General features: G+C 45.6%; 38 protein-coding genes and 1 pseudogene. 7 read left to right on the forward strand and 32 right to left on the reverse strand.

Features of this window, described 5'->3' with window-relative positions:
• Nucleotides 1–9: 9 nt before the first annotated feature.
• From AC6I7V_RS12255 to cysD, 3 genes are read right to left on the reverse strand one after another with little or no spacing between them, the layout of a single operon-like run.
• Nucleotides 10–1734, reverse strand: coding sequence for an SLC13 family permease (locus AC6I7V_RS12255; RefSeq protein WP_498010957.1), 1725 nt, complete (start codon nt 1732–1734; stop codon nt 10–12).
• Between the two features lie 57 nt (nt 1735–1791).
• Entirely contained in the window at nt 1792–3219 is a 1428-nt protein-coding gene (cysN, locus tag AC6I7V_RS12260) for a sulfate adenylyltransferase subunit CysN (protein ID WP_261882156.1), read from the reverse strand.
• Nucleotides 3220–3237: 18 nt separating this feature from the next.
• Nucleotides 3238–4146: a sulfate adenylyltransferase subunit CysD gene (cysD, locus tag AC6I7V_RS12265; RefSeq protein WP_261882157.1), complete on the reverse strand. Its 909-nt coding sequence runs from the start codon at nt 4144–4146 to the stop codon at nt 3238–3240.
• Between the two features lie 439 nt (nt 4147–4585).
• On the opposite strand from cysD, the gene AC6I7V_RS12270 reads away from it, so the two are divergent.
• The 5 genes and pseudogenes from AC6I7V_RS12270 (at nt 4586) to AC6I7V_RS12290 (ending at nt 9513) form a co-directional block, all read left to right on the forward strand.
• Nucleotides 4586–6562 carry a bifunctional 2',3'-cyclic-nucleotide 2'-phosphodiesterase/3'-nucleotidase gene (locus AC6I7V_RS12270; RefSeq protein WP_498010958.1) on the forward strand — a complete coding sequence of 659 codons (1977 nt, stop codon included), beginning with the start codon at nt 4586–4588 and terminating at the stop codon, nt 6560–6562.
• A 550-nt stretch (nt 6563–7112) separates the two neighbouring features.
• Nucleotides 7113–7514: pseudogene (locus tag AC6I7V_RS12275) on the forward strand (hemolysin); the annotation flags it as partial.
• Between the two features lie 77 nt (nt 7515–7591).
• Complete coding sequence (locus AC6I7V_RS12280) at nt 7592–8158, forward strand: Crp/Fnr family transcriptional regulator (RefSeq protein ID WP_498010959.1); 567 nt, start codon at nt 7592–7594, stop codon at nt 8156–8158.
• A 57-nt stretch (nt 8159–8215) separates the two neighbouring features.
• A complete protein-coding gene (locus AC6I7V_RS12285) occupies nt 8216–8668 on the forward strand; it encodes a GNAT family N-acetyltransferase (RefSeq protein WP_498010960.1) in 453 nt (150 codons plus the stop codon).
• Nucleotides 8668–9513, forward strand: a complete 846-nt coding sequence (locus AC6I7V_RS12290; protein ID WP_498010961.1) for a DMT family transporter — start codon at nt 8668–8670, stop codon at nt 9511–9513. Before AC6I7V_RS12285 ends, AC6I7V_RS12290 begins: the two co-directional genes overlap by 1 nt.
• Before the next feature lie 26 nt (nt 9514–9539).
• On the opposite strand, the gene AC6I7V_RS12295 is transcribed toward AC6I7V_RS12290, so the two are convergent.
• A complete protein-coding gene (locus tag AC6I7V_RS12295) occupies nt 9540–10100 on the reverse strand; it encodes a LysM-like peptidoglycan-binding domain-containing protein (RefSeq protein ID WP_255229797.1) in 561 nt (186 codons plus the stop codon).
• 214 nt (nt 10101–10314) lie between these two features.
• Here AC6I7V_RS12295 and bamJ point away from each other — a divergent pair, with 214 nt between their 5' ends.
• Both bamJ and AC6I7V_RS12305 read left to right on the forward strand, forming a co-directional pair.
• Nucleotides 10315–10935: a BamJ family beta-barrel-assembly machinery protein gene (gene bamJ, locus AC6I7V_RS12300; protein ID WP_032553319.1), complete on the forward strand. Its 621-nt coding sequence runs from the start codon at nt 10315–10317 to the stop codon at nt 10933–10935.
• 130 nt (nt 10936–11065) lie between these two features.
• Nucleotides 11066–11560 carry a DUF2780 domain-containing protein gene (locus tag AC6I7V_RS12305; RefSeq protein ID WP_498010962.1) on the forward strand — a complete coding sequence of 165 codons (495 nt, stop codon included), beginning with the start codon at nt 11066–11068 and terminating at the stop codon, nt 11558–11560.
• 221 nt (nt 11561–11781) lie between these two features.
• Here AC6I7V_RS12305 and rplQ read toward each other — a convergent pair whose 3' ends face one another.
• From rplQ to rpsJ, 28 genes are all read right to left on the reverse strand, one after another.
• Nucleotides 11782–12162, reverse strand: a complete 381-nt coding sequence (gene rplQ, locus AC6I7V_RS12310; RefSeq protein WP_004729812.1) for a 50S ribosomal protein L17 — start codon at nt 12160–12162, stop codon at nt 11782–11784.
• A gap of 25 nt (nt 12163–12187) precedes the next feature.
• Nucleotides 12188–13180, reverse strand: a complete 993-nt coding sequence (locus AC6I7V_RS12315) for a DNA-directed RNA polymerase subunit alpha (protein WP_004729813.1) — start codon at nt 13178–13180, stop codon at nt 12188–12190.
• A 22-nt stretch (nt 13181–13202) separates the two neighbouring features.
• A complete protein-coding gene (rpsD, locus tag AC6I7V_RS12320; RefSeq protein ID WP_032553321.1) occupies nt 13203–13823 on the reverse strand; it encodes a 30S ribosomal protein S4 in 621 nt (206 codons plus the stop codon).
• Nucleotides 13824–13852: 29 nt separating this feature from the next.
• Nucleotides 13853–14242, reverse strand: coding sequence for a 30S ribosomal protein S11 (rpsK, locus tag AC6I7V_RS12325; RefSeq protein ID WP_004738778.1), 390 nt, complete (start codon nt 14240–14242; stop codon nt 13853–13855).
• Nucleotides 14243–14261: 19 nt separating this feature from the next.
• Nucleotides 14262–14618, reverse strand: a complete 357-nt coding sequence (rpsM, locus tag AC6I7V_RS12330) for a 30S ribosomal protein S13 (RefSeq protein ID WP_004738779.1) — start codon at nt 14616–14618, stop codon at nt 14262–14264.
• A gap of 146 nt (nt 14619–14764) precedes the next feature.
• Nucleotides 14765–14878, reverse strand: a complete 114-nt coding sequence (gene rpmJ, locus AC6I7V_RS12335; RefSeq protein WP_000868186.1) for a 50S ribosomal protein L36 — start codon at nt 14876–14878, stop codon at nt 14765–14767.
• 39 nt (nt 14879–14917) lie between these two features.
• Nucleotides 14918–16252 carry a preprotein translocase subunit SecY gene (gene secY, locus AC6I7V_RS12340; protein ID WP_032553323.1) on the reverse strand — a complete coding sequence of 445 codons (1335 nt, stop codon included), beginning with the start codon at nt 16250–16252 and terminating at the stop codon, nt 14918–14920.
• Nucleotides 16253–16272: 20 nt separating this feature from the next.
• Nucleotides 16273–16707, reverse strand: coding sequence for a 50S ribosomal protein L15 (gene rplO / locus AC6I7V_RS12345; RefSeq protein ID WP_032553324.1), 435 nt, complete (start codon nt 16705–16707; stop codon nt 16273–16275).
• Between the two features lie 5 nt (nt 16708–16712).
• The gene (gene rpmD, locus AC6I7V_RS12350) at nt 16713–16889 is read right to left on the reverse strand and encodes a 50S ribosomal protein L30 (RefSeq protein ID WP_004736756.1); all 177 of its coding nucleotides are present in this window, start codon (nt 16887–16889) and stop codon (nt 16713–16715) included.
• 7 nt (nt 16890–16896) lie between these two features.
• Nucleotides 16897–17397, reverse strand: coding sequence for a 30S ribosomal protein S5 (gene rpsE, locus AC6I7V_RS12355; protein WP_004738783.1), 501 nt, complete (start codon nt 17395–17397; stop codon nt 16897–16899).
• Nucleotides 17398–17411: 14 nt separating this feature from the next.
• A complete protein-coding gene (gene rplR, locus AC6I7V_RS12360) occupies nt 17412–17765 on the reverse strand; it encodes a 50S ribosomal protein L18 (protein ID WP_032553325.1) in 354 nt (117 codons plus the stop codon).
• Between the two features lie 9 nt (nt 17766–17774).
• On the reverse strand, nt 17775–18308 hold the full coding sequence (gene rplF, locus AC6I7V_RS12365; protein ID WP_032553326.1) for a 50S ribosomal protein L6: 534 nt from the start codon (nt 18306–18308) through the stop codon (nt 17775–17777).
• Nucleotides 18309–18321: 13 nt separating this feature from the next.
• The gene (rpsH, locus tag AC6I7V_RS12370; RefSeq protein ID WP_032553327.1) at nt 18322–18714 is read right to left on the reverse strand and encodes a 30S ribosomal protein S8; all 393 of its coding nucleotides are present in this window, start codon (nt 18712–18714) and stop codon (nt 18322–18324) included.
• Between the two features lie 29 nt (nt 18715–18743).
• Nucleotides 18744–19049: a 30S ribosomal protein S14 gene (rpsN, locus tag AC6I7V_RS12375; protein WP_255229794.1), complete on the reverse strand. Its 306-nt coding sequence runs from the start codon at nt 19047–19049 to the stop codon at nt 18744–18746.
• A gap of 17 nt (nt 19050–19066) precedes the next feature.
• Nucleotides 19067–19606, reverse strand: a complete 540-nt coding sequence (gene rplE, locus AC6I7V_RS12380) for a 50S ribosomal protein L5 (protein WP_032553329.1) — start codon at nt 19604–19606, stop codon at nt 19067–19069.
• Nucleotides 19607–19630: 24 nt separating this feature from the next.
• Nucleotides 19631–19948 (reverse strand): 50S ribosomal protein L24, encoded by a 318-nt coding sequence (gene rplX, locus AC6I7V_RS12385; RefSeq protein WP_032553330.1) that lies wholly within the window; start codon nt 19946–19948, stop codon nt 19631–19633.
• An 11-nt stretch (nt 19949–19959) separates the two neighbouring features.
• Nucleotides 19960–20331: a 50S ribosomal protein L14 gene (rplN, locus tag AC6I7V_RS12390; RefSeq protein ID WP_004738793.1), complete on the reverse strand. Its 372-nt coding sequence runs from the start codon at nt 20329–20331 to the stop codon at nt 19960–19962.
• A 162-nt stretch (nt 20332–20493) separates the two neighbouring features.
• Entirely contained in the window at nt 20494–20748 is a 255-nt protein-coding gene (gene rpsQ / locus AC6I7V_RS12395) for a 30S ribosomal protein S17 (protein WP_032553331.1), read from the reverse strand.
• Nucleotides 20748–20939 carry a 50S ribosomal protein L29 gene (rpmC, locus tag AC6I7V_RS12400; RefSeq protein WP_004736737.1) on the reverse strand — a complete coding sequence of 64 codons (192 nt, stop codon included), beginning with the start codon at nt 20937–20939 and terminating at the stop codon, nt 20748–20750. The genes rpsQ and rpmC overlap by 1 nt, the downstream gene beginning before the upstream one ends.
• Nucleotides 20939–21349, reverse strand: a complete 411-nt coding sequence (gene rplP, locus AC6I7V_RS12405; RefSeq protein ID WP_004398466.1) for a 50S ribosomal protein L16 — start codon at nt 21347–21349, stop codon at nt 20939–20941. The genes rpmC and rplP overlap by 1 nt, the downstream gene beginning before the upstream one ends.
• Nucleotides 21350–21360: 11 nt before the next feature.
• Nucleotides 21361–22059: a 30S ribosomal protein S3 gene (gene rpsC / locus AC6I7V_RS12410; RefSeq protein WP_004738797.1), complete on the reverse strand. Its 699-nt coding sequence runs from the start codon at nt 22057–22059 to the stop codon at nt 21361–21363.
• Between the two features lie 18 nt (nt 22060–22077).
• Complete coding sequence (rplV, locus tag AC6I7V_RS12415) at nt 22078–22410, reverse strand: 50S ribosomal protein L22 (protein ID WP_032553332.1); 333 nt, start codon at nt 22408–22410, stop codon at nt 22078–22080.
• Nucleotides 22411–22420: 10 nt separating this feature from the next.
• Nucleotides 22421–22699: a 30S ribosomal protein S19 gene (gene rpsS, locus AC6I7V_RS12420; RefSeq protein ID WP_004736729.1), complete on the reverse strand. Its 279-nt coding sequence runs from the start codon at nt 22697–22699 to the stop codon at nt 22421–22423.
• 21 nt (nt 22700–22720) lie between these two features.
• Nucleotides 22721–23545, reverse strand: a complete 825-nt coding sequence (gene rplB, locus AC6I7V_RS12425; RefSeq protein ID WP_032553333.1) for a 50S ribosomal protein L2 — start codon at nt 23543–23545, stop codon at nt 22721–22723.
• 15 nt (nt 23546–23560) lie between these two features.
• A complete protein-coding gene (gene rplW, locus AC6I7V_RS12430) occupies nt 23561–23863 on the reverse strand; it encodes a 50S ribosomal protein L23 (RefSeq protein WP_004736765.1) in 303 nt (100 codons plus the stop codon).
• Entirely contained in the window at nt 23860–24462 is a 603-nt protein-coding gene (gene rplD / locus AC6I7V_RS12435; protein ID WP_032553334.1) for a 50S ribosomal protein L4, read from the reverse strand. Before rplD ends, rplW begins: the two co-directional genes overlap by 4 nt.
• 16 nt (nt 24463–24478) lie before the next feature.
• Nucleotides 24479–25108, reverse strand: a complete 630-nt coding sequence (rplC, locus tag AC6I7V_RS12440) for a 50S ribosomal protein L3 (RefSeq protein WP_004738804.1) — start codon at nt 25106–25108, stop codon at nt 24479–24481.
• Between the two features lie 14 nt (nt 25109–25122).
• Complete coding sequence (rpsJ, locus tag AC6I7V_RS12445) at nt 25123–25434, reverse strand: 30S ribosomal protein S10 (RefSeq protein WP_001181007.1); 312 nt, start codon at nt 25432–25434, stop codon at nt 25123–25125.
• Nucleotides 25435–25612 lie beyond the last annotated feature (178 nt).

Consider the following 25612-nt stretch of genomic DNA (forward strand, 5'->3'; position numbering starts at 1 on the left):
TAAACAGCATTAAAATGGGAAAAAGTAAGGGATTAGCGTGAGTACAAGCCCTGAGTAAACAATAGAGATCGGGATACCGATACGCAGATAATCTTTCAGGTGGTAGTTGCCCACGCTGTACACCAATAGGTTAGTTTGATAACCATAAGGAGAGATGAAACTCGCACTCGCTCCAAACAGTACCGCCATGATAAACGGCATAGGGTCAACACCATAGCCCACAGCCATGCTGTAACCGATAGGAAAAGAGAGTGCGGCCGCAGCATTATTGGTCACTAACTCAGTTAAAACTAAGGTCATCAAATAGGTCGCCACCAGCGCGCCAAACACGCCCCAGCCATTAAAAGCTTCAATAAACATCAGCCCCATCTGCTCTGACAACCCGGATGAGATCATCAATTGTGCAATCGACAATGCTGAACCAACGATCACCACAATATCAACAGGGAAGCGACGTCTTAGCTCGCTCAGTTGTACCACTCCAAACGCCACCAATAAGAGTAGAAAGCCCGCTAATCCTTTGATGATCGGTAGCATGTTAGTAAGTGCTAGGCCGATCACTGCAGCAAACCCTAATAGAACCAAGGCTGATTTATCCGCATCCAGTTTGGCACTTGAGTCTAAATCATTCATCAACACAAATTCTTTACTGTGTTGCTGACGCTGCTCTTCAAAGCGTTTCCCCGGAACCAACACCAACGTATCACCCGCCGTTAACGTGATATTTCCTAACCCACCCTCAAGGCGTTCATGACCACGACGAATCGCGACAACCACCGCATCAAAACGGTCTCGGAACTGGCTAGTTTTCAATGTCTTATTACATATACTCGCTGAAGAGCTCACAACAACTTCGACAAAACCTTGACCATTGAGGTGGTGCTGTCCAAACAGCGTCAAGCCTCGAATTTCTTGCAGAGTTGCAACACTCTCGACATCGCCACAAAACAACAATCGGTCGCGTGCTTGTAGCACGAAATCGGGGTCGATTGATGCGGTTGTCTTACCATCACGAATCACTTCTGCAAGAAAAAGTTTACGCAGTGCTCTCAGGTTATTTTCGCTTACGCTGCGCCCCACCAGCGGAGATCCGGGTTCAACGCGAGCCTCCAAGAAATAAGGCAATTCATCTTGCGAACCGTCATCGTAACTTGGTAGGAAATAACTCAGCGGGATCAAGATCAACACACCACCGACTAACACCGCCAAACCGATCAATGTCGGTGTAAAGAAGTTCAAACTCGGCAGCCCTGCATCTTCAACAAAGCTATTAATGATCAAGTTAGTTGAGGTGCCGATCAACGTTAAAGTGCCGCCCAAAATCGCCGCGTACGAAAGTGGAATCAGTAGCTTAGAAGGAGCATGTTGCTGATTGCGTTTGATCGCACCGATCAACGAAACCACAACAGCCGTATTGTTAGTGAATGAAGAAAGTAACGCTGTGGAAACACCCAACTTTGCCACCACTGTACCAAGTCGACCTTCTGAAATGTTTCGACTTACCCAGCTGATTAAGCGAGTTTTCTCCAACGCACTTGAAGCGAGAATGAGCAACACTAAAGTGAGTAGTGAAGAGTTAGTAAAGTTACTAGCCAGACTGGATACATCAATCATTCCAGCCATAAACGCAATGAAAGCCGCGCCAGCAAAAATAAAGCTCGGCTTAATACGCGTCGTTAGAAGGCAAGTTACGATGCCAAGCAATAGCGCTAATACAAATCCTTGTTGCCACATATACCTGTCCTTGTATAGCGAGAGCCGAAGCTCCCGCCTATTGCTTTACATCGTTAATTACTTAAGTAATTGACTGATATCTTTGGCATTCCAGTGTGGGAAGTGCTTACGAACCAGAGCGTTAAATTCGATTTCAAACGCTGAGAAGTCACCGACTTTTTGCTCAACAGAATCCAAACGTTCACGGATAAGGCCCGCACCAACGGTGACATTGGTTAGACGATCAATCACAATGAAGCCACCGGTGTCTGCACTATCACGGTACTTATCCAGTGCAACAGTCTCATTCAATGACCACTCACACAGACCGATACCATTGAGAGGCAGCTCTGATGCTTCATGAGTCGCAAGATTGTTGATGTCATATTGATGACGAATGGCCGTCACTTGACCTACCGTCTTCTTGCCAGCGATTTTGATATCGTACTCACGACCTGGTTGCAGAGCTTGCTCCGTCATCCATACCACGTCCGCCAGAATGTGGTTAGTCGATGCCACTTCAGCACTCTCAAGTACAATTAAGTCACCACGGCTAATATCGATTTCATCCTCAAGCGTCAAAGTCACAGCAAGACCAGCCTGCGCCGACTCTAAATCGCCATCAAAGGTAACAATGCGTGCCACTTTCGAAGTTTTACCTGAAGGAAGCGCCTTGATTTCATCGCCTACTTTTACGCTGCCAGAAGCAATCGTGCCGGCAAAACCGCGAAAATCTAAGTTTGGACGATTCACGTATTGAACAGGGAAACGGAACTCACCAGCTGAGCGTTTCTGGTCGATATCAACGTTCTCAAGCACTTCAAGTAGCGATGGGCCTTCAAACCAAGCCAGCTCTTTACTTGCCGCTGCAACGTTGGCACCTTCTAACGCTGAAACCGGTAGGATCTGAATATTAGTCTCACCTTCTAGGTTTTCCGCAAACTCAAGATATTCATCACGAATCTCTTCAAAGCGATCTTGTGAGTAGTCCACAAGATCCATCTTGTTAACTGCAACCACAAAGTGCTTCAAGCCCAGTAGGTTTGAGATGAACGAGTGACGACGAGTTTGATCCAATACGCCTTTACGCGCATCAATCAAGATCACCGCTAGATCACACGTCGATGCACCGGTTGCCATGTTACGTGTGTACTGCTCATGCCCTGGGGTATCCGCAATAATAAACTTACGTTTTTGAGTCGAAAAATAACGGTATGCCACATCAATGGTAATGCCTTGCTCACGCTCTGCCTGCAGACCATCAACAAGTAGCGCGAGGTCAGGCTTCTCACCCGTTGTACCGACACGTTGGCTATCGTTATGAACCGCTGCCAGTTGATCTTCATAGATCTGCTGGGTGTCATGAAGTAAGCGACCGATCAAAGTACTCTTACCATCATCAACCGAACCACAGGTCAGAAATCTAAGCATCGATTTATGTTGGTGCTGACTTAGGTAACCTTCGATCCCAAGTTCAGCCAATTCAGCTTCTACTGCACTATTCATTTTTCTTTCCTTAGATCCTTAGAAATAACCTTGACGCTTTTTCAGCTCCATTGAGCCCGATTGATCGTGGTCGATCGCTCGCCCTTGACGCTCACTGGATGTCGCCACCAGCATCTCTTCAATGATGCCTGTTAATGTATTGGCTTCAGATTCAATTGCCCCTGTCAGTGGGTAGCAACCAAGAGTACGGAAACGCACGCTCTTCTCTTCAATCACCTCACCCTCTTGCAGCTCCATACGGTCGTCATCGACCATAATCAGCATACCGTCACGCTCAACAACTGGGCGCTTCTCTGAAAGGTAAAGCGGTACAATCTCGATGTTTTCTAGGTAGATGTATTGCCAGATATCTAACTCAGTCCAGTTTGAAAGCGGGAATACACGGATGCTCTCGCCTTTGTTTACCTGACCGTTGTAGGTTTTCCATAACTCTGGACGTTGGTTTTTAGGATCCCATGTATGATTTTTGTCACGGAAAGAGTAAACACGCTCTTTCGCACGCGACTTCTCTTCGTCACGACGAGCACCACCAAAGGCTGCATCAAACCCATACTTGTTTAACGCCTGCTTCAAGCCTTGAGTCTTCATGATATCGGTGTGCTTTGATGAGCCGTGTACAAACGGGCTACACCCCATCGCTAAGCCTTCTGGGTTCTTGTGAACCAAAAGATCAAAGCCGTACTTCTTAGCAGTACGATCACGAAACTCAATCATTTCGCGGAATTTCCAATCGGTGTCCACGTGTAGAAGAGGGAAAGGGATTTTGCCCGGATAAAACGCTTTGCGAGCTAGGTGAAGCATCACAGAAGAGTCTTTACCGATGGAGTACATCATCACTGGGTTATCAAACTCAGCCGCTACTTCACGGATGATATGTATACTCTCCGCTTCAAGCTGTTTTAGGTGGGTTAAACGTTCTTGGTCCATTTCAGTGCTTCCTTTAAGGCTCGTATCACAAGCGATGCCGTACTTGGTTCAACCAAGCATGAGAGTTAACTCATTCACCGTGATGTGAATTGACGTATTGGCTGGCAACACAAATACTTTGCGATGTACTCAAGCCCAATGCGCCCTCAATGAAAGCATTATGACGAGCCTCTCATATTACTGGAAATTCTAAAATTTCATTTTTTATTCGAAAAGCTGATAAGGAATCGTTGTCACCTTTATTCCTTATCAAAATGAATGGACTACCTTTAATAAACGCTTGTTGCGTATGGATTAATCGGTTTGAGACAAAAGTGGCAGAACAGCATAAAGTAATAAGATCAACATCACGAATTAACACATGTTGTACTCATTGTTGCACTCCACTTTGTTACATTACGCAACAAATTCTCTCCCCATCCAATCTTGGAGCTCCATAATGAAAGTTGCAATGAAACCTTTATCGCTAGCGGTACTGGCCGGACTAGGTTTAACTCTAGCTGGCTGTACAACCACCCCAGACACAGATGAAGTAATCAAGCTGCGCGTCGTAGAAACGACTGACATTCATACTAACCTAATGGATTACGACTACTACAAAGACAAACCATCGCAAAAGATCGGTTTGGCGCGTACTGCAACTCTTGTTAAAGAAGCTCAAAGCGAAGTAACGAATAGCATTCTTGTTGATAACGGTGACTTGCTGCAAGGTAGCCCTATGGGTGACTACATGGCAGATAAAGGCATCGTTGCAGGCGAAGTTCACCCTGCATACAAAGCAATGAACCAGCTAGATTACGATGCAGCAAACATCGGTAACCACGAATTCAACTACGGCCTTGAGTTCCTAGAAGAGTCCATTAACGACGCCGATTTCCCATACATCAGTGCTAACGTTTACGACGCAAAAACGAAAGAGCACTACTTCACGCCATACATTATCAAAACGCACAAATTTGCAGATACTGCAGGCGTAGAACATGAAGTAAAAGTGGGTTACATCGGTTTTGTTCCACCACAAATCATGACTTGGGATAAGAAAAATCTTGAAGGCAAAGTTATCGCTCGCGACATCCTAGAGACGGCGAATGAACTGGTTCCTCAAATGAAGGCTGAAGGCGCAGAAGTTATCGTTGCGATCCCTCACTCTGGTGTTTCTCAAGACCCATACAAAGCAGGCGAAGAGAACTCAACGCTTTACCTATCTGAAGTAGAAGGCATCGATGCGATTGCATTTGGTCACTCTCATGCCGTATTCCCAGGCAAAGGTTTTGACAATATCCAAGGCGTTGATAACCAAGCCGGCACAATGAACGGTGTTGCTGCGGTGATGCCAGGTCGTTGGGGTAGCCACGTCGGTATTATGGACCTAACGCTGGCACAAAAAGACGGCAAATGGGAAGTCGTAAAAGGCCAATCTGAAGCGCGCCCTATCTACGACAAAGTAGAGCAGAAATCACTGGCTGCCGCTGATGAAGGCATCGTAACGGCACTAGAAAAAGATCACGCAGGTACTCGTGACTTTGTAAACCAGCCAATTGGCCAAGCTGATGACGTGATGTACAGCTTCCTATCACTGGTACAAGACGATCCTACGGTTCAAATCGTTAACCTTGCACAAAAAGATTACGTTGAACGCTTTATTCAAGGTGATCCAGACCTAGACGGCACACCAGTACTTTCTGCAGCAGCACCATTTAAAGCAGGCGGTCGTAAGAATGACCCAGCAAACTTTACTGAAGTCGAGGCGGGCCAACTGACTTTCCGTAACGCAGCGGATCTATACCTATACCCGAACACGCTTGTTGCGATGAAGGTAAAAGGTAAAGAAGTGAAAGAGTGGTTGGAGTGTTCGGCAGGTCAGTTCAACCAAATCGACGCGAACTCGACGGCTCCACAATCATTGATCGAATGGGATAACTTCCGTACTTACAACTTCGATGTTATCGATGGTGTGAACTACCAGATCGATGTGACACAGCCAGCTAAATACGACGCGAACTGTAAAGTGGTTAACCGAGAATCTGAGCGTATCGTAGGTCTGACTTACCAAGGTCAACCAATCGATATGGAACAAGACTTCTTAATTGCAACCAACAACTACCGTGCATACAGCGCGAAGTTCCCGGGCACAGGCGTTGAGTACATCGCTTTTGATGCACCAGACGAAAACCGTACTGTTCTAGCAAACTACATCTCTCGCGTGAGCAAAGAGCAAGGCAAAGTAAGCCCAACAGCGGACAATAACTGGTCTTTTGCTCCTATCGAGACGATCAAGAAGCTAGACATCCGTTTTGAAACATCACCAAGCGAGAAAGCGGCACAGTTCATCAAAGAGAAAGGCCAATACCCGATGAAACGCGTTGCGACTGATGATGTTGGCTTTGGTGTTTACCAAATCGACCTCACTAAATAAGATTTTCAATATTCTTTAGTTTATGTTTCAAAAGGCTGAATTTAACGATTCAGCCTTTTTTCATATAGGTAAACCGCTCCTTTAAAATCTTTATTTTGCCGTACGTAAATCACCAATAGAGTTAAGTTTCAAGCCCATCCTTGGCTATAAACGCCACAACCAAACCTCTCTATTTCAGCGCTAGTGTGCGAGTTAGCACCACATTTCGCGACCAACTGTAAACCTTTATCACTGCCCTTATCTATTTCACGCCCAGCAACCCGTCGCACGAAGTAAGACATTCCACATCGAATACAAAGCACCTCTCTTGTGAAAAGAATCTGACTTTAATTGTTAATAATCTTGAAAAGTATGCACCTCAGTATGGTGGTTATTGCGTGTGAGCAGCCTTCGTCAAAGACGACTTTGTCTCTGGCCGCACGCAACACATTCAACAAGCCGATACAGCTTGGCCACAGCGAATTAAGTAAGGTAGCTACACTATGATTGATAGTCCTTTTCGTTTACCACGTTATACACCTTTTGGTTTGGGTGAGTCTGTTGTCGAGTGGATTACAGTCACAGTGCACGACTGCTAATAGCCACCACTTTATCGATTCACCACTACGACAAAGAGAAGGCTAGCTTAGTTTCACCTTCATCACCTTTGAGCAACAGCAATCATGTGTTCTGGCAAAATCACCTGCTCTCTTCTTTGGCAAGTGTGCCGCTACTTTCTAAAGTTCTCGCACGCATGGAACAAGGCAAAGGCCTACCTGTCTTACTTCGTCAATACCTAGGAATGAACGGTAAACTGGTGTGCTTCAACGTTGATCCCTCGTTTAATAACGCCTTAGATGGCTTGATCGTCGTAAATCTTAAGAAGGTATCAGTAAAGACTCTAGGTAAATACATGGGAAAAGAACAGGCTCAAGATTACTTGGATCGCCATAGCAACTCACAAACCCAATAACTCGACCTAAGCTTGCGCTATACCTAGGCCATAGAAAGTGCGATTATCTTCGCATTGAAATGGCTTAGGTAGTGACCATGCACCGCGCATTAACAGAACAATTAGAAAGCTTTGGCTTTACCCCACCCCAGATACAATCTCTGCTTGAGATTGCAAAACCGCTCGAGTTACCAACACGACACATTCTTACCAATCAAGGAGAGATGCCTGATTCGTTTTACTTCATCGTTGAAGGATTATGCCATGCGTGTTACCTAACGGAAGAAGGCAAACAGTACAGCAAAGAGTTCTACTGGGAGCATGACTGGGTGATTGGCTTTGAGAGTTTAATAAAGCAGCAACCTTCTCCTTATCTACTCGAAACGCTCACTCCTATCTCACTGTTTGAGCTGCCAATGCAAGCCCTGACAGAGTGGCGCGAGACAAATAACCCTCTGTACCTCAAGTTACTTGAAACTCAACTGATGCACAAAGAGAACAAAGAACGTTTCATGCTGCTTTACACGCCAGAGCAGCGCTACCAACTGTTCTGCGAGCACTACCCAGATCTGCTGCAACGCTTAAATGACAATCAAATCGCGGCTTATCTTGGTATTACGGCGATCAGCCTAAGCAGAATCAAGAGCCGAATTAACAATGGTTAATGCATAGCCTCCAAGGTGCTGCTAGATTAGCGCCAAGTACAGATATAGGAAGATATTATGATCACTTGGTCGACCCCAACCTTTGCCGAATTAACCACAACTGAGCTGTATGAACTGCTGAAACTGCGAGTAGACGTGTTTGTTGTCGAACAAACCTGCCCGTACCCAGAGCTTGATGGTAAAGATACCCAACCCGGTGTGCACCACCTTTTGGGATATGAGGACGGTCAACTGATCGCTTGCGCTCGTTTGCTGCCTGCAGGCACCACTTATGACAACGTCAGTATTGGTAGAATTGCAACCAAAGCCGAGGCGCGAGGGGCTGGTTTAGGTCACAAACTCTTAGCACAAGCCATCAAACGCAGTCATGAGTTGTGGCCAAATAGCACCATTGATATCGGTGCTCAACAATATTTAGAAGCTTTTTACCAAAGTCATGGATTTGTGACGATCTCAGAGATGTACCTTGAGGACGATATTCCGCATATCGATATGAGATTACAGGGCTGATGTCCAACATCACGCTTGGGATCTTGCTGCTTGTTGCGGGCAACTTTTTTGCCTCACTCTCTGACGTGGCGGTGAAACTGCTCAATGGTGAAGTGCCACCACTGCAGTACATCTTCTTTCGCCAACTATTGTCACTGCTTTTGATTACGCCATTATGGTTAAAGCAAAACAGAGTACAACGCCGACTCAAGCAGGCAAGAATCACCTTTGCTCGAGGCCAGCTGATCTTAATCGGTAGTGGGTGTATGGTCGTGGCGATTACCCACTTACCACTGGCGACAGCCAATGCCGTATTTTACGTCGCACCATTATTGATGTTGCCATTGTCGATACTGCTGTTGGACGAACGCCCTGCACTTGGAAAAGTCGTCGCCACCACCACCGGATTTATCGGTGCGCTCATCGTACTGAGGCCATCGCAGTTTCATTGGGCGGCGGTATTTGCGCTTGGTACAGCATGTACCCTGGCGCTGTTCAATGTCTTGGTTCGCAAGCTTCCGAGTGAGCAATCGGTAGTGACGACACTTTGGTGGACAACCCTATTCTCGCTGCCCGCTGCGTTAATACTTTGCGTACTATTTTGGTCACCGATATCTTGGGGGCACCTTGGTTATATCACCTTAAGCGCCACCCTGATATTGGCTTACAATGGACTAGCTGTATCTGCATATCAAAAAGCGCACTCTAGCCAGATTGCACTGGCGGAATATTCAGGTCTCGTCTTTGTCGCGCTCATCGGTATGATTTGGTTTAACGAAATCCCCGATATTCTCACCTTTATCGGTATCTTACTGATTGTGTTGCCGCTGGCTCCAATTCCGCGCATAAAAAAAGGAGCGAGATAATCGCTCCTATATGCCTATTTCACTATTTATTTGCTGCGACCAAAACCACCGTCAGATAGGCGGAAGAACATCACCGAACTTCCACCTTTCTCAAGCTGAAGAATGTCCAACTGACCATTCTCTGCTAGCTTAAATCGAACCAACTGCCCTTTTCTTATCTGACTCAGAGGTTTATCGTCCCCCTCAATCCGCACAAGTGCATTAAGATCTGATAGTGGCAGTTGGTTGTTACGAAATACCTGCGCTAAAGTATCGCCTTGTTGTACCAAATACTCTTTCCAGTGACTTGATTTTAGAGATTGCTGTTGTTCACTCTGTTGTTCACTTAAACCGACAGTATTTATCTCAAGCTCAACACGACTGGCTGCCGGTGCGTTTTTCGTCTTTTCTGCTTTTGGAAAAGGAATGATCAGTAACAACAAAACGACAGGCGTAAGCACCATCAATGCGCGTTGATGTAATTTAGGCAAGCGCTGCCATAGGTCACGGATCTTATCTTTAGCATCACCAAATTCGATAGCACTGAATTTATCTTTGCACAGCTGCAAATAATCTACTTGTTGTTTCTTCTTATGACGACGATTCATACTACTGCGCCCTAACTGTTAATTAACTACAGTATAAAAACCAAAACTTGAACAGTATAGATTTTTCCTTCATTACGGGAGCAATGCAATAAAAATAGTGCCATTGTGATTTGAGTACATGAAAGCTAGAGCGAATCAGGGTCTAGCCGTTTCTTCGAGCAGTTAATACTGGTATTCTTACGTTTTTCGTACTGACACAAAAAGAGTAACTTTCATGTCTGAAGTAAAATTTGAAACTGTAGAGCAAAAAGCTAGCTACGGTATCGGTCTACAAATGGGCCAACAACTAGCTGGTTCTGGTCTTGAAGGCCTAAACGTTGACGCAATCGCTGCGGGTATCGCAACTGCACTAACTGGCGACATGCCAGCTATCGAAGTTGACGAAATCAACAAAGCACTTCAAGAGCTTCACACTCGTGCTGAAGCAATCCGTCAAGAAGCAGCTAAAGCAGCAGCAGCTGACGGCGAAGCGTTCCTAACTGACAACGCTCTACGTCCAGAAGTCACTGTTCTTGAGTCTGGCCTACAGTACGAAGTAATCACTGAAGGTACTGGTGAAATCCCAACGGCTGACAAGCAAGTTCGTGTTCACTACCACGGTGAGCTAACAGACGGTACTGTATTCGACAGCTCTGTATCTCGTGGTCAACCAGCTGAGTTCCCAGTAACTGGCGTTATCCAAGGTTGGGTTCAAGCTCTACAAATGATGCCTGTAGGTTCTAAGTGGAAACTATACATCCCACAAGATCTTGCATACGGTGAGCGTGGCGCAGGTGCTGCTATCCCTCCATTTGCAGCTCTAGTATTCGAAGTAGAACTTCTAGCTATCCTTTAATTTTAAACGCCTCGGTAAACCATCTACTGGGCGTAAACTAAAGTTAAATTAATCCAACGGCGATGTAACAACATCGCCGTTTTTCGTTTATAGTGAAAGTGACGATTACTTTGTTACTTAAGGAAGAATAATGAAGAAAGCACTCATCACTGTATTCAGCGCATTAGCTGTAGCCTCTTGCGCAAGCACCTCTGACCAAGCCTCAACAACCTCTGCCGTAACGACCGACTACTCTCAACTAACTCAGACAGCACTAATGGGTGCGGTTAACTTATGGTCACAACAAAATGAATCGACGCCTCTGGCCGACACAGTCGCCAAAAAAGCATCAGTAACTAACGACCAAGCGCTAGGTGGTATTGGTTCTATGTTAGCACTGGCACAAAATTCACTCGGTAGTGCTGACAACAAAGAGTTGTCGTCACTAATCCCTGGCATGTCAACGCTTGAATCGACAGGCCTTACATCTATGCTAAATTCACAAAGTGCCGTGGAAAGTGCATTCTCTGGTCTAGGTATGGACTCTTCGATGATCACAACTTTTGCACCTATCATTCTGCAAGCGCTTCAATCTCAAGGTGCAACCTCAAGCCTACTTGATTCATTATCAGCGATTTGGAGTTAATCCTTCAAATAACCACAAGTTAAGATAGTTTGAATTAAGGGCACTTCGGTGCTCTTTTTTTGTGGGTGTTAGAAACTTTGATACGAGATGCGAGATATTTTGAGAAAGGAGCGTTATCGAGGTAAGAGAAAGTGCCAAGTATTATGATGCAGGATTGAAAAACAACAGATACAAAAAAGCCGAGCTAGGCTCGGCTTTTTGGATTAACAATCTAGTATAGATTACTCAGCAGCTTCTTCAGCAGCTGGGCGGTCTACAAGCTCAATGTATGCCATTGGAGCTTTATCACCAGTACGGAAACCACATTTAAGAATGCGAGTGTAACCACCTTGGCGAGCCGCGAAACGCGGGCCTAGTTCATTAAATAGTTTTGCAACAACTTCGTTATCACGAGTGCGTGCGAATGCAAGACGACGGTTAGCAACACTGTCTGTCTTAGCTAGGGTAATCAACGGCTCAATTACGCGACGTAGTTCTTTTGCTTTTGGCACGGTAGTTTTGATAACTTCGTGACGAACAAGAGAGCTAGCCATGTTGCTGAACATCGCTTTGCGATGACTGCTGTTGCGGTTGAGTTGACGACCACTCTTACGATGGCGCATGACCTAATCCTTCTAACTTTTTCGATTAATCTTCAGCGATTGACGCTGGTGGCCAGTTTTCTAGACGCATGCCTAGAGATAGACCACGTGAAGCAAGCACATCTTTAATCTCTGTAAGAGATTTCTTACCAAGGTTTGGCGTTTTAAGTAGCTCAACCTCAGTGCGCTGTACAAGATCACCGATGTAGTGAATCGCTTCTGCTTTCAAACAGTTAGCAGAGCGAACTGTTAGTTCAAGATCGTCTACAGGACGTAGTAGGATAGGATCGAATTCTGGCTTCTCTTCCTTCTCCTCAGGTACACGTACATCACGTAGATCTACGAACGCATCCAGTTGTTCAGCTAGGATAGTAGCTGCGCGACGGATTGCTTCCTCAGGTTCTAGAGTACCGTTCGTTTCCATATCGATAACAAGCTTGTCTAAGTCAGTACGTTGCTCTACACGTGCCGCTTCTACAGCGTAAGCGATTTTATCAACCGGGCTGTAAGTAGCGTCAACTAGTAGACGACCGATTGGACGCTCATCTTCTTCAGTATGGATACGAGCTGAAGCTGGAACGTAACCACGACCACGTTCTACTTTGATACGCATAGCGATCTCAGCGTTGTCATCCGTTAGGTGACAAATTACGTGCTCAGGGTTAGCGATCTCTACATCACCATCGTGGGTGATGTCACCTGCAACAACAGGGCCTGAGCCTGATTTGTTCAGTGTAATAAACACTTCATCTTTGCCTTCAGCAACGCGTACAGCCAAACCTTTTAGGTTTAGAAGGATTTCAAGGATATCTTCCTGAACGCCTTCTTTAGTGCTGTATTCGTGTAGCACACCTTCGATTTCAACTTCTGTTACGGCACAACCCGGCATAGAAGATAGAAGAATGCGGCGAAGAGCATTACCTAGAGTGTGGCCGAAACCGCGCTCTAATGGCTCAAGAGTTACTTTTGCGTGTGTCGTATTGATCTGTTCAATGTCAACAAGACGCGGCTTAAGAAATTCTGTTACAGAACCCTGCATTGTGTCCTCTCTTTTTTTAACCTTACTTAGAGTAAAGTTCGACGATCAAGTGTTCGTTGATGTCAGCTGATAGGTCAGAACGCTCAGGCATACGCTTGAATGTACCTTCCATTTTGCCAGCATCTACTTCAATCCAAGTTGGTTTTTCACGTTGTTCAGCAACTTCTAGAGCCGCTTTAATACGAGATTGCTGTTTAGCTTTCTCGCGGATAGAAACAACGTCATTAGCCGCTACTTTGAAAGAAGGAACGTTTACAACTTTACCGTTAACTAGGATAGCTTTGTGGCTAACTAGCTGACGAGATTCAGCGCGAGTTGCACCAAAGCCCATGCGGTAAACTACGTTATCAAGACGACCTTCAAGAAGCTGAAGTAGGTTTTCACCTGTGTTGCCTTTAAGACGTGCAGCTTCTTTGTAGTAGTTACGGAATTGTTTTTCTAGAACGCCGTAGATACGACGAACTTTTTGCTTCTCACGAAGCTGAACACCATACTCAGATAGACGACCGCGACGAGCGCCGTGTACACCTGGTGCGTTATCAATTTTACACTTGGTATCGATCGCGCGAACACCAGACTTAAGAAATAAGTCAGTGCCTTCACGACGGCTAAGCTTCAGCTTAGGACCCAAATATCTTGCCATGATCTTTCTCCAATTATCCTAGAAACGAATTAAACGCGACGTTTCTTAGGTGGACGACAACCGTTATGAGGGATTGGAGTCGCATCAACAATGTTTGTGATACGGAAACCAGCAGCGTTCAGTGCGCGAACAGTAGATTCACGACCTGGACCTGGACCCTTAACCATAACTTCCAAGTTCTTTAGGCCATATTCTTTAGCCATTTCACCACAACGCTCAGCTGCAACTTGTGCTGCGAACGGAGTAGATTTACGAGAACCACGGAAACCTGAACCACCTGCTGTAGCCCATGCAAGAGCGTTGCCTTGACGGTCAGTGATAGTTACGATTGTGTTGTTGAAAGAAGCATGGATGTGCGCTACGCCATCAGCTACTTGCTTGCGTACGCGCTTACGAGCGCGAGTTGGTTGTTTTGCCATTGTACTCTACCTTATCCGATTATTTCTTGATCGGCTTGCGCGGACCCTTACGGGTGCGAGCGTTGGTTTTAGTACGCTGTCCACGTAGTGGTAGACTGCGACGATGACGAAGACCGCGGTAACAGCCAAGGTCCATAAGACGCTTGATGTTCATCGATACTTCACGACGTAGATCACCTTCTACAGTGTACTTAGCTACACCATCACGCAGTTGATCGATCTGCTCTTCAGTTAGTTCACTGATCTTAGCATCTTCAGCAATACCCACTTCAGCTAGGATAGCTTGAGAACGAGTTTTACCGATACCGTAGATTGCAGTAAGTGCAATCACAGAATGCTTGTGATCAGGAATGTTAATGCCTGCTATACGGGCCATTATTCACTCCAATGTTTCATAAAAGAATTATCCGCAGCAAAGCCCGTTATGGATACGCTGCGGCATACTACTTCTTTTGCACGCAAAAGGTAGGCCGAGAAATATACTCGACTCTACCTTGTATTTCAAGTAAAAATTTCTGCTAATTAGCCTTGGCGTTGCTTATGCTTTGGCTCACTGCAAATCACGCGAACGACACCGTTACGCTTGATAACTTTACAGTTACGGCAGATTTTTTTAACGGAAGCACGAACTTTCATTGCTAAACTCCGTAAATGGAACTGAACGTTACCGCCGGATTAACGGCCGTAACCTTTCAGATTCGCTTTCTTTAACACAGAATCATACTGTTGAGACATCAGATGAGTCTGTACCTGTGCCATGAAATCCATGATAACAACAACTACGATTAGTAGTGATGTACCGCCGAAGTAGAAACGTACGTTCCACGCGACCATCATGAATTCAGGAATCAGACAGATAAAGGTAATGTATAGAGCGCCCGCTAGGGTCAATCTTGTCATCACTTTATCGATATACTTCGCTGTCTGCTCACCTGGGCGGATACCGGGTACGAATGCACCAGACTTCTTCAAGTTATCAGCTGTTTCACGTGGGTTAAACACCAACGCTGTATAGAAGAAACAGAAGAAGATTATAGCTGCAGCATATAGCATTACATACAGAGGTTGACCTGGGCTAAGAGCCAATGACACGTCAGTTAACCAACCGAACGCGCTGCTCTCACCATTCTGACCAAACCACTGAGCCAATGTTCCTGGGAACAAGATAATGCTCGATGCAAAGATTGCTGGAATAACACCTGCCATGTTGATTTTCAACGGTAGGTGCGAGCTTTGTGCTGCAAATACTTTACGACCTTGTTGACGCTTAGCGTAGTTAACGACGATTCGGCGTTGACCACGTTCCATGAAAACAACGAAGTAAATTACAGCAAAAGACAGTACAGCAATTAACAGCAGAAGAAGCACATGCAATTCACCTTGACGCGCTTGCTCGATTGTTTGACCGATTGCAGAAGGCAATCCAGCAACAATACCTGCAAAAATCAGAATGGAAATACCATTACCGATTCCTCGCTCAGTGATTTGTTCACCTAACCACATTAAGAACATGGTACCAGTTACTAAACTCACGGTAGCAATAAGCGTAAACATGGTTTGGTTGATAACAACCAGATTATCGACCATGTTTGGTAAGCCCGTTGCAATACCAATAGCTTGGAATGTTGCAAGTACAAGCGTGCCGTAGCGTGTATATTGGCTGATCTTACGACGGCCTGCTTCACCCTCTTTCTTGAGTTCCGCTAACGCTGGATGAACTACAGTTAACAATTGGACTACGATCGATGCCGAAATATACGGCATGATACCCAATGCTAATATAGATGCACGCTCAAGAGCACCACCGGAGAACATGTTAAACATTTCAACGATGGTACCTTTTTGCTGTTCGAACAAATCGGCAAGTACAGCAGCGTCAATACCAGGGATCGGCACAAAAGAGCCTGCTCGGAATACTAAAAGTGCACCAATTACGAATAATAAGCGCGACTTTAGTTCACTTAAGCCGCTCTGAGCACTACGAAAATCTTGTCCTGGTTTCTTAGCCATCTGTACCTCGTTCCTCGAGATTATTCCTCGATTTTACCGCCTGCAGCTTCGATTGCAGCTTTAGCGCCTTTAGTCACGCGTAGACCTTTAACAGTCACAGCTTTGCTAAGTTCACCAGAAAGAACGATCTTAACGAATTCGATGTTCTTAGTGATTACGTTAGCAGCTTTTAGGCTGTTCAGATCAACTACGTCACCAGTTACTTTCGCTAGCTCAGCTAGACGAACTTCAGCAGACACTAGGCTCTTACGAGAAGTGAAACCGAATTTTGGTAGACGCTGTTTCAGAGGCATTTGACCGCCTTCGAAACCTGGACGAACTGAACCGCCAGAGCGTGATTTTTGACCTTTGTGACCACGGCCACCTGTTTTACCAAGGCCAGAACCGATACCACGACCTACACGCTTCTTAGAAGGTTTAGAGCCAGCAGCCGGTGATAGAGTATTCAAACGCATTCTGATTACTCCTCAATCTTAACCATGTAGTAAACCTTGTTGATCATACCGCGTACGCACGGAGTATCTTCAAGTTCTACTGTATGGTTGATGCGACGAAGACCTAGACCTTTAAGACACGCTTTGTGCTTAGGTAGGCGACCAATTGAGCTTTTAGTTTGAGTTACTTTAATAGTTGCCATCGTGTGCTTACTCCGAAATAGATTCAACAGTTAGACCACGTTTAGCAGCAACCATTTCTGGTGACTTAACGTCTACTAGAGCACCAATCGTTGCACGAACGATGTTGATTGGGTTCGTAGAACCGTATGCTTTAGAAAGTACGTTGTGTACACCTGCAACTTCAAGTACAGCACGCATTGCACCACCGGCAATTACACCTGTACCTTCTGCAGCTGGCTGCATGTAAACTTTAGAGCCCGAATGACGACCTTTCACCGGGTGGTGAAGTGTGCCTTCGTTCAGCGCAACAGTAACCATGTTACGACGCGCTTTTTCCATTGCTTTTTGGATCGCTGCAGGTACTTCACGAGCTTTGCCGTAACCGAAACCTACACGACCGTTACCGTCACCAACTACTGTTAGTGCAGTGAAGCTCATGATTCGACCACCTTTAACCGTCTTAGAAACACGGTTAACTGCGATCAGCTTTTCTTGCAAATCATTAGCTTGTTGTTGTTCTTTAGCCATCTTCCAACCCTACCTTAGAATTTCAGACCAGCTTCGCGAGCAGAATCTGCTAGCGCCGCTACTCGACCGTGGTATTGGAAACCAGAACGATCAAATGCAACAGCAGTTACGCCTTTTTCAAGAGCGCGCTCAGCAACAGCTTTACCTACTGCTTTAGCTGCATCGATGTTACCAGTGTTCTTAACTTGCTCACGGATCGCTTTTTCTACAGTAGAAGCAGCTGCGATAACCTCAGAGCCGTTTGCCGCGATAACTTGTGCGTATACGTGACGAGGAGTACGGTGTACTACTAGACGCTCAACGCGAAGTTCTGCAATCTTACGACGTGCACGTGTAGCACGACGGATGCGAGATGCTTTCTTATCCATAGTGATACCTTACTTCTTCTTAGCTTCTTTAGTACGCACATTTTCATCTGCGTAACGTACACCTTTGCCTTTGTATGGCTCAGGTTCACGGTAAGAACGAATGTCAGCCGCAACTTGACCAACTAGTTGCTTGTCACAACCAGTTACAACGATCTCAGTTTGGCTAGGGCACTCAGCTTTAATACCTTCAGGTAGAGCGTGCTCTACTGGGTGAGAAAAACCAAGAGTTAGAGCTACAGAGTTGCCTTTCATAGCAGCACGGTAACCAACACCCTTTAGAGTTAGCTTCTTAGTGAAGCCCTCAGTAACACCCACAACCATGTTGTTAACTAGAGCGCGAGCTGTACCAGCTTGTGCCCATGCGTTAGCAACACCTTCTTTCGGACCGAAAGTTAGGTTGTTTTCTTCCTGTGCGATAACTACGGCGTCGTTAAGAACGCGAGTAAGCTCACCTTTACCACCTTTTACAGTGATTTCTTGGCCGTTTAGTTTCACCTCTACGCCAGCTGGAATAGCGACAGGTGCTTTAGCAACACGAGACATAATCTACTCCTTATTAAGCTACGTAACAGATGATTTCACCGCCAAGACCTGCTTTGCGAGCAGCACGGTCAGTCATAAGACCCTTGGAAGTAGAAACAACTGCAATACCAAGACCACCCATCACTGTTGGTAGCGAGTCTTTATTTTTATAAACTCGTAGACCAGGGCGTGATACGCGCTTGATTTGCTCGATTACAGGTTTAGCTTGGAAGTACTTAAGAGTAACTTCTAGCTCAGGTTTTGCTTCGCCTTCTACAGCGAAGTCAGTGATGTAACCTTCAGCTTTTAGTAGTGCAGCAATTGCAACTTTAAGCTTTGAAGAAGGCATTTTAACAGCAACTTTGTTTGCTGCCTGACCGTTACGAACGCGGGTCAGCATATCCGAAATCGGATCTTGCATGCTCATAAGATTTACTCCAAATGATTAAGTGGCAATTACCAGCTAGCCTTACGAAGTCCAGGAATCTCGCCTTTCATGCAAGCTTCACGAACTTTGATACGGCTTAGACCGAACTTACGTAGGTAACCGTGTGGACGACCAGTTTGGTTACAACGGTTGCGCTGACGTGATGCACTTGAATCACGTGGAAGAGCTTGCAGTTTAAGTACTGCGTTCCAACGATCTTCTTCAGATGCGTTTACATCGCTGATTAGAGCTTTTAGTGCTGCACGCTTTTCAGCGAATTTAGCAACTAGCTTCGCACGCTTAGCTTCACGTGCTTTCATTGATTGTTTAGCCATAACAGTAACCCTTCACCTTACTTACGGAATGGGAAGTTAAAGGCAGCCAGCAGAGCACGGCCTTCCGAATCAGTGCCAGCAGACGTCGTGATAGTAATATCAAGACCGCGTACACGATCGACTTTATCGTAGTCGATTTCCGGGAAGATGATTTGCTCGCGAACGCCCATGCTGTAGTTACCGCGACCGTCAAAAGACTTAGCGCTAACACCACGGAAATCACGTACACGTGGAAGAGCGATAGAGATAAGACGCTCTAGGAACTCCCACATACGTTCGCCACGTAAGGTTACTTTACAACCAATTGGGTAGCCTTCACGAATTTTGAAACCTGCAACAGATTTACGCGCTTTAGTGATAAGTGGCTTTTGACCAGAGATCGTTGCCATATCAGCTGCTGCGTTTTCTAGCAGTTTCTTATCGTTGATTGCTTCACCAACGCCCATGTTTAGGGTGATTTTCTCAATCCTAGGGACTTGCATGACGCTTGTGTAGCCGAACTCTTTGGTAAGCTCAGCGACTACAGACGACTTGTAGTAATCATGCAGTTTCGCCATAGTAGAACTCCAAATTACTTCTAATTAGTTAGAAACAGTTTCGCCGTTAGACTTAAAGAAACGAACTTTCTTACCATCTTCGATACGGAAACCGATGCGGTCTGCTTTACCAGTAGCCGCGTTAAAGATTGCAACGTTAGAAGCATCGATTGCTGCTTCTTGTTCAACGATGCCACCTTGCTGACCTAGAGCCGGTTGAGGCTTTTGGTGCTTCTTCACAAGGTTGATACCTTCAACGATAACTTTACCAGTTGTCAGAACCTTAGTTACTTTACCTTTCTTGCCTTTATCTTTACCAGCAAGAATGATTACTTCGTCATTACGACGGATTTTAGCTGCCATGTTGCCGCTCCTTACAGAACTTCAGGTGCTAGTGACACAATTTTCATGAATTTCGCGTTACGAAGTTCACGAGTCACAGGACCAAAGATACGTGTGCCGACTGGTTGCTCAGTAGTGTCGTTTAACAATACACAAGCATTACTGTCGAAGCGAATGACAGAACCGTCTGGGCGACGAACGCCTTTACGGGTGCGCACTACAACCGCCTTCAGAACATCACCTTTTTTTACTTTACCGCGAGGAATTGCTTCCTTAACTGTAACTTTGATGATATCACCGATATGTGCATAACGACGGTGAGAGCCACCCAGAACCTTAATACACATTACCTTGCGCGCGCCAGAGTTATCTGCTGCGTCAAGTGTACTTTGCATCTGGATCATTGTTAGTGCTCCGCTAAATATTAAAACTAGACCCTCTCGGGTCGGGCTGCCTCTTTAAAAGGGACGCGAATTGTACCACCCTTTTTTAGAATTGGGTAGACAAAAAACAAGCGGCCCCAAAAAATATTTTGGAGCCGCTTATAAGTTATAGAATTACAAAGATTAAATCTTCGCTTTTTCTAGAACTTTAACCAATGTCCAAGACTTAGTCTTAGACAGTGGACGACACTCAGCGATTTCAACTTTGTCGCCTAGGCCACAAGTGTTGTCTTCATCGTGTGCGTGTACTTTAGTCGTGCGCTTAACGTATTTACCGTAAATTGGGTGTTTTACAGTACGTTCGATAGCAACAACGATAGACTTGTCCATCTTGTCACTAATTACACGACCTTGCTGGATGCGGTTAGTTTCGCTCATTATGCGCCTGCCTTTTCAGTCAAAACAGTTTTCACACGTGCGATATCACGGCGTACAGCTTTTAGAGTATGAGTTTGCTGAAGCTGACCAGTAGCAGCCTGCATGCGCAGGTTGAACTGTTCGCGTAGCAAATTCAATAGCTCAGCGTTAAGCTCTTCAACGTTCTTTTCGCGTAGATCTTGTGCTTTCATTACATCACCTGCTTAGTTACAAAAGTAGTTTTAACAGGCAGTTTACGTGCCGCTAGGCGGAACGCTTCACGTGCCAACTCTTCTGGTACGCCATTCATTTCGTACATAACCTTACCAGGTTGGATTTGTGCTACCCAGTACTCAACGTTACCTTTACCTTTACCTTGACGAACTTCAAGAGGTTTTTCAGTAATCGGTTTGTCTGGGAAGATACGAATCCAGATTTGACCTTGACGCTTAATGTGACGTGTCATAGCACGACGAGCCGCTTCGATTTGACGAGCAGTAATACGTCCGCGACCAACAGCTTTAAGACCGAATTCGCCGAAGCTTACTTCAGTACCTTTAGCTAGACCACGGTTACGACCAGTCTGAACCTTGCGGAACTTAGTACGTTTTGGTTGTAGCATCGTTCGACTCCTTACTTACGGCCTTTACGCTGCTTCTTAGGCTTATCGCCTTTAGGCTCTACTGCGTTAGCAGCTGGCATACCGCCTAGAATCTCACCTTTGAAGATCCAAACTTTAATGCCGATCACACCGTATTGAGTGTGAGCCGAAGAAGTTGCGTAATCAATGTCTGCACGTAGAGTGTGTAGAGGCACACGGCCTTCACGGTACCACTCAGAACGTGCGATTTCAGCGCCGCCTAGACGACCGCTTACTTCCACTTTGATACCTTTAGCGCCTAGACGCATTGCGTTTTGTACTGCGCGCTTCATAGCACGACGGAACATAACACGACGCTCTAGTTGAGACGCGATGCTATCAGCTACTAGCTGACCATCTAGCTCAGGCTTACGTACTTCAGCGATGTTAATCTGCGCTGGTACACCTGCGATTTTAGCTACAGCTGCGCGTAGCTTCTCAACGTCTTCACCTTTCTTACCGATAACAACGCCAGGACGAGCTGTGTGAATTGTCACACGGATGCTCTTAGCTGGACGCTCGATAACGATACGAGATAGTGATGCTTTTTGTAGTTCCTTAGTAAGGAACTGACGTACCTTGAAGTCGCCGTCTAGGTTGTCAGCGAAATCTTTGGTGTTAGCAAACCATGTAGCATTCCAAGGCTTAACGATGCCAAGACGAATACCATTAGGATGTACTTTCTGACCCATTGCTTACTCTCCTAGTCTCTAGCGATCTGCTACAACAACAGTGATGTGGCTTGAACGCTTCAAGATACGATCCGCACGGCCTTTAGCACGAGGCATAATACGCTTCATGATAGGGCCCTCATCTACGAAGATTTTAGCGACATTTAGATCGTCGATATCTGCACCTTCGTTATGCTCCGCGTTTGCGATAGCTGACTCTAGAACTTTCTTAACTAGAACAGCAGCTTTTTTGTTGCTGAAAGTTAGAATTTCTAGAGCTTGGTCTACCGACTTACCGCGAATTTGGTCTGCAACTAAGCGAGCTTTCTGTGGAGAAATACGAGCAAAGTTATGTTTAGCTAAAGCTTCCATCATCTACTCCTTACTTCTTCTTAGCTTTCTTATCTGCAGCGTGACCGCGATAAGTACGAGTTGGTGCAAATTCACCCAGTTTGTGACCGATCATTTCTTCGGTAACGAAAACTGGAACGTGCTGACGACCATTATGGACAGCGATGGTCAAACCAATCATTGTTGGGATGATCATTGAGCGACGGGACCAAGTCTTAATAGGCTTTTTGTCTCCGCTTTCCACCGCTTTCTCTACCTTCTTCAGCAAGTGTAGGTCAATAAAAGGACCTTTCTTGAGAGAACGTGGCATGGCGATTCCTCTTTATATAGATTACTTGTTACGACGACGTACGATGTACTTGTCAGTGCGCTTGTTCTTACGAGTCTTGAAGCCCTTAGTAGGAACGCCCCAAGGAGAAACTGGGTGACGACCACCAGATGTGCGGCCTTCACCACCACCGTGTGGGTGATCAACCGGGTTCATTACTACACCACGTACGGTTGGACGTACGCCGCGCCAGCGTGAAGCACCAGCTTTACCAAGTTCACGTAGCATATGCTCAGAGTTACCAACTTCACCGATCGTTGCACGACCTTCAGAAAGTACTTTGCGCATTTCACCAGAACGTAGACGGATAGTTACGTATGCACCGTCGCGAGCAACGATTTGAGCATAAGCACCAGCCGAACGAGCTAGTTGAGCACCTTTACCAGGCTTAAGTTCAACACAGTGTACAGTAGAACCTACTGGGATGTTGCGCATCGGCAGAGTGTTACCTGCTTTGATTGGCGCATCTACACCAGATTGGATCTGGTCACCTGCGTTAACACCTTTTGGTGCAATGATGTAACGACGCTCACCGTCTGCGTACAGAACTAGAGCGATGTTAGCGCTACGGTTTGGATCGTATTCTAGACGCTCAACTTTCGCTGGGATACCGTCTTTAGTACGTTTGAAGTCAATTACACGGTAGTGGTGCTTGTGACCACCGCCGATGTGACGTACTGTGATACGACCGTTGTTGTTACGACCACCGTTCTTAGAGTTTTTCTCTAGAAGTGGTGCGTATGGCTTACCCTTGTGTAGGTCAGCGTTAACAACTTTAACGACGTGACGACGACCAGGGGAAGTCGGCTTACATTTAACAATAGCCATTTTTAACTACTCCTGTTATTCCGCGCCGCCAACGAAGTCAAGATCTTGACCTTCTTTCAAAGTAACGTAGGCTTTCTTAACGTCTGAACGACGGCCTTCACGCATACCTTGACGTTTGGTCTTACCCTTAAGAACAAGAGTATTTACAGACTTAACTTCAACTTCAAATAGCTTTTCTACAGCTGCTTTGATCTCTTTTTTAGTCGCATCTTTAGCTACTTTGAAAACGATAGTGTTCGCTTTCTCAGCTGCCATAGTTGCTTTTTCAGAGATGTGCGGAGCACGTAGAACTTTTAAGATACGCTCTTCAGTGATCATGCTAGCGACTCCTCAACTTGCTTAACTGCGTCAGCAGTCATTAGAACCTTGTCAAACGCAATTAGAGATACTGGGTCGATACCAGCAACGTCACGTGCGTCAACTTTGTAAAGGTTACGAGCAGCTAAGAATAGATTTTCATCTACTTCGCCAGTAACAATCAGAACGTCGCTTAGCTCAAGCTCTTTAAGCTTAGCTACAAGTTCTTTTGTTTTTGGTGCTTCTACTGAGAAGTTATCAACAACGATTAGACGTTCTTGACGAACAAGCTCAGAAAGAATGCTCTTCATAGCACCGCGGTACATTTTCTTGTTTACTTTTTGGCTGTGATCTTGAGGTTTCGCAGCAAAAGTAACACCACCTGTACGCCAGATTGGGCTACGAATTGTACCAGCACGTGCGCGGCCAGTACCTTTTTGACGCCATGGCTTAGCGCCACCGCCAGATACTTCAGAACGAGTCTTTTGAGCACGAGTACCTTGACGAGCACCTGCTGCGTATGCAACAACTACTTGGTGTACAAGAGCTTCGTTGAAGTCACGTCCGAAAGTAGTCTCGGAAACAGTTAGTGCATCAGCACCTTTAACCATCAATTCCATTACTTACTCCTAGACGTTATGCTTTAACAGCAGGTTTTACGATCACGTTGCCGCCTGTTGAGCCTGGTACTGCACCTTTAATAAGAAGCAGATTGCGCTCAGCGTCAACACGTACGATCTCTAGGTTTTGAGTCGTTACACGCTCAGCACCCATGTGACCTGCCATTTTCTTGCCTTTAAACACGCGACCTGGAGTTTGACATTGGCCAATTGAACCCGGTGCACGGTGAGACAAAGAGTTACCGTGAGTCATATCTTGAGTAGAGAAGTTCCAACGCTTAACTGCGCCTTGGAAGCCTTTACCTTTAGATGTACCAGTAACGTCTACTTTTTTAATTTCGTTGAAAAGTTCTACGTTTAGCTCAGCGCCAACTTCAAACTCTTCGCCGTTTTCTAAACGGAATTCCCAAAGACCGCGGCCTGCTTCAACACCCGCTTTCGCGAAGTGACCAGCTTCAGGCTTAGTTACACGGTTAGCTTTCTTAGCACCAGTAGTTACTTGGATTGCTGCGTAGCCGTCGTTCTCTAGAGTTTTAACTTGAGAAATACGGTTCGCTTCAACCTCAACAACAGTTACTGGGATAGAAACGCCTTCTTCAGTAAATACGCGGGTCATACCCACTTTACGTCCGACTAGACCAATCATTATTCTTATCTCCCTTAACCTAGGCTGATTTGAACATCAACGCCAGCAGCAAGATCAAGACGCATTAGAGCATCAACAGTTTTATCTGTTGGCTCAACGATGTCGATCAAACGCTTGTGAGTACGGATTTCGTACTGGTCACGTGCATCTTTGTTGACGTGTGGAGAGATAAGAACAGTGAAACGCTCTTTACGAGTAGGTAGTGGGATAGGACCACGAACCTGTGCGCCAGTACGTTTTGCTGTTTCAACGATTTCCGCAGTAGAAGCGTCGATTAGCTTGTAATCGAAAGCTTTTAGGCGGATACGAATACGTTGGTTCTGCATGAGACAGAGCTCCAATTATTAAAAATTACACAAACAATATCGCCACTCAAACTCGAAAAGACGAGAGAATGCCGATTGATTTATGTGAAACCGTAGTATCCAAAATCAGGACACATTGTCAGTTAACTTTTGAAGTAAGATAAACTCACTATTTTTATTAACCGCGAACATAAGCTGA

It is taken from the genome of Vibrio sp. KUL70 (genome assembly GCF_059725515.1).

Bases quoted from the DNA above. Each gene is read 5' to 3' on its own strand.
- AC6I7V_RS12255 (WP_498010957.1), bottom strand. From the start codon at position 1,734: ATGTGGCAACAAGGATTTGTATTAGCGCTATTGCTTGGCATCGTAACT.
- cysN (WP_261882156.1), bottom strand. From the start codon at position 3,219: ATGAATAGTGCAGTAGAAGCTGAATTGGCTGAACTTGGGATCGAAGGT.
- cysD (WP_261882157.1), bottom strand. From the start codon at position 4,146: ATGGACCAAGAACGTTTAACCCACCTAAAACAGCTTGAAGCGGAGAGT.
- AC6I7V_RS12270 (WP_498010958.1), top strand. From the start codon at position 4,586: ATGAAAGTTGCAATGAAACCTTTATCGCTAGCGGTACTGGCCGGACTA.
- AC6I7V_RS12280 (WP_498010959.1), top strand. From the start codon at position 7,592: ATGCACCGCGCATTAACAGAACAATTAGAAAGCTTTGGCTTTACCCCA.
- AC6I7V_RS12285 (WP_498010960.1), top strand. From the start codon at position 8,216: ATGATCACTTGGTCGACCCCAACCTTTGCCGAATTAACCACAACTGAG.
- AC6I7V_RS12290 (WP_498010961.1), top strand. From the start codon at position 8,668: ATGTCCAACATCACGCTTGGGATCTTGCTGCTTGTTGCGGGCAACTTT.
- AC6I7V_RS12295 (WP_255229797.1), bottom strand. From the start codon at position 10,100: ATGAATCGTCGTCATAAGAAGAAACAACAAGTAGATTATTTGCAGCTG.
- bamJ (WP_032553319.1), top strand. From the start codon at position 10,315: ATGTCTGAAGTAAAATTTGAAACTGTAGAGCAAAAAGCTAGCTACGGT.
- AC6I7V_RS12305 (WP_498010962.1), top strand. From the start codon at position 11,066: ATGAAGAAAGCACTCATCACTGTATTCAGCGCATTAGCTGTAGCCTCT.
- rplQ (WP_004729812.1), bottom strand. From the start codon at position 12,162: ATGCGCCATCGTAAGAGTGGTCGTCAACTCAACCGCAACAGCAGTCAT.
- AC6I7V_RS12315 (WP_004729813.1), bottom strand. From the start codon at position 13,180: ATGCAGGGTTCTGTAACAGAATTTCTTAAGCCGCGTCTTGTTGACATT.
- rpsD (WP_032553321.1), bottom strand. From the start codon at position 13,823: ATGGCAAGATATTTGGGTCCTAAGCTGAAGCTTAGCCGTCGTGAAGGC.
- rpsK (WP_004738778.1), bottom strand. From the start codon at position 14,242: ATGGCAAAACAACCAACTCGCGCTCGTAAGCGCGTACGCAAGCAAGTA.
- rpsM (WP_004738779.1), bottom strand. From the start codon at position 14,618: ATGGCCCGTATAGCAGGCATTAACATTCCTGATCACAAGCATTCTGTG.
- rpmJ (WP_000868186.1), bottom strand. From the start codon at position 14,878: ATGAAAGTTCGTGCTTCCGTTAAAAAAATCTGCCGTAACTGTAAAGTT.
- secY (WP_032553323.1), bottom strand. From the start codon at position 16,252: ATGGCTAAGAAACCAGGACAAGATTTTCGTAGTGCTCAGAGCGGCTTA.
- rplO (WP_032553324.1), bottom strand. From the start codon at position 16,707: ATGCGTTTGAATACTCTATCACCGGCTGCTGGCTCTAAACCTTCTAAG.
- rpmD (WP_004736756.1), bottom strand. From the start codon at position 16,889: ATGGCAACTATTAAAGTAACTCAAACTAAAAGCTCAATTGGTCGCCTA.
- rpsE (WP_004738783.1), bottom strand. From the start codon at position 17,397: ATGGCTAAAGAACAACAACAAGCTAATGATTTGCAAGAAAAGCTGATC.
- rplR (WP_032553325.1), bottom strand. From the start codon at position 17,765: ATGGATAAGAAAGCATCTCGCATCCGTCGTGCTACACGTGCACGTCGT.
- rplF (WP_032553326.1), bottom strand. From the start codon at position 18,308: ATGTCTCGTGTTGCTAAAGCACCTGTCGCTATTCCAGCTGGCGTAGAG.
- rpsH (WP_032553327.1), bottom strand. From the start codon at position 18,714: ATGAGCATGCAAGATCCGATTTCGGATATGCTGACCCGCGTTCGTAAC.
- rpsN (WP_255229794.1), bottom strand. From the start codon at position 19,049: ATGGCTAAACAATCAATGAAAGCACGTGAAGCTAAGCGTGCGAAGCTA.
- rplE (WP_032553329.1), bottom strand. From the start codon at position 19,606: ATGGCGAAACTGCATGATTACTACAAGTCGTCTGTAGTCGCTGAGCTT.
- rplX (WP_032553330.1), bottom strand. From the start codon at position 19,948: ATGGCAGCTAAAATCCGTCGTAATGACGAAGTAATCATTCTTGCTGGT.
- rplN (WP_004738793.1), bottom strand. From the start codon at position 20,331: ATGATCCAGATGCAAAGTACACTTGACGCAGCAGATAACTCTGGCGCG.
- rpsQ (WP_032553331.1), bottom strand. From the start codon at position 20,748: ATGAGCGAAACTAACCGCATCCAGCAAGGTCGTGTAATTAGTGACAAG.
- rpmC (WP_004736737.1), bottom strand. From the start codon at position 20,939: ATGAAAGCACAAGATCTACGCGAAAAGAACGTTGAAGAGCTTAACGCT.
- rplP (WP_004398466.1), bottom strand. From the start codon at position 21,349: ATGCTACAACCAAAACGTACTAAGTTCCGCAAGGTTCAGACTGGTCGT.
- rpsC (WP_004738797.1), bottom strand. From the start codon at position 22,059: ATGGGTCAGAAAGTACATCCTAATGGTATTCGTCTTGGCATCGTTAAG.
- rplV (WP_032553332.1), bottom strand. From the start codon at position 22,410: ATGGAAGCTTTAGCTAAACATAACTTTGCTCGTATTTCTCCACAGAAA.
- rpsS (WP_004736729.1), bottom strand. From the start codon at position 22,699: ATGCCACGTTCTCTCAAGAAAGGTCCTTTTATTGACCTACACTTGCTG.
- rplB (WP_032553333.1), bottom strand. From the start codon at position 23,545: ATGGCTATTGTTAAATGTAAGCCGACTTCCCCTGGTCGTCGTCACGTC.
- rplW (WP_004736765.1), bottom strand. From the start codon at position 23,863: ATGATCACTGAAGAGCGTATCTTAAAAGTTCTACGTGCTCCGCACATC.
- rplD (WP_032553334.1), bottom strand. From the start codon at position 24,462: ATGGAATTGATGGTTAAAGGTGCTGATGCACTAACTGTTTCCGAGACT.
- rplC (WP_004738804.1), bottom strand. From the start codon at position 25,108: ATGATTGGTCTAGTCGGACGTAAAGTGGGTATGACCCGCGTATTTACT.
- rpsJ (WP_001181007.1), bottom strand. From the start codon at position 25,434: ATGCAGAACCAACGTATTCGTATCCGCCTAAAAGCTTTCGATTACAAG.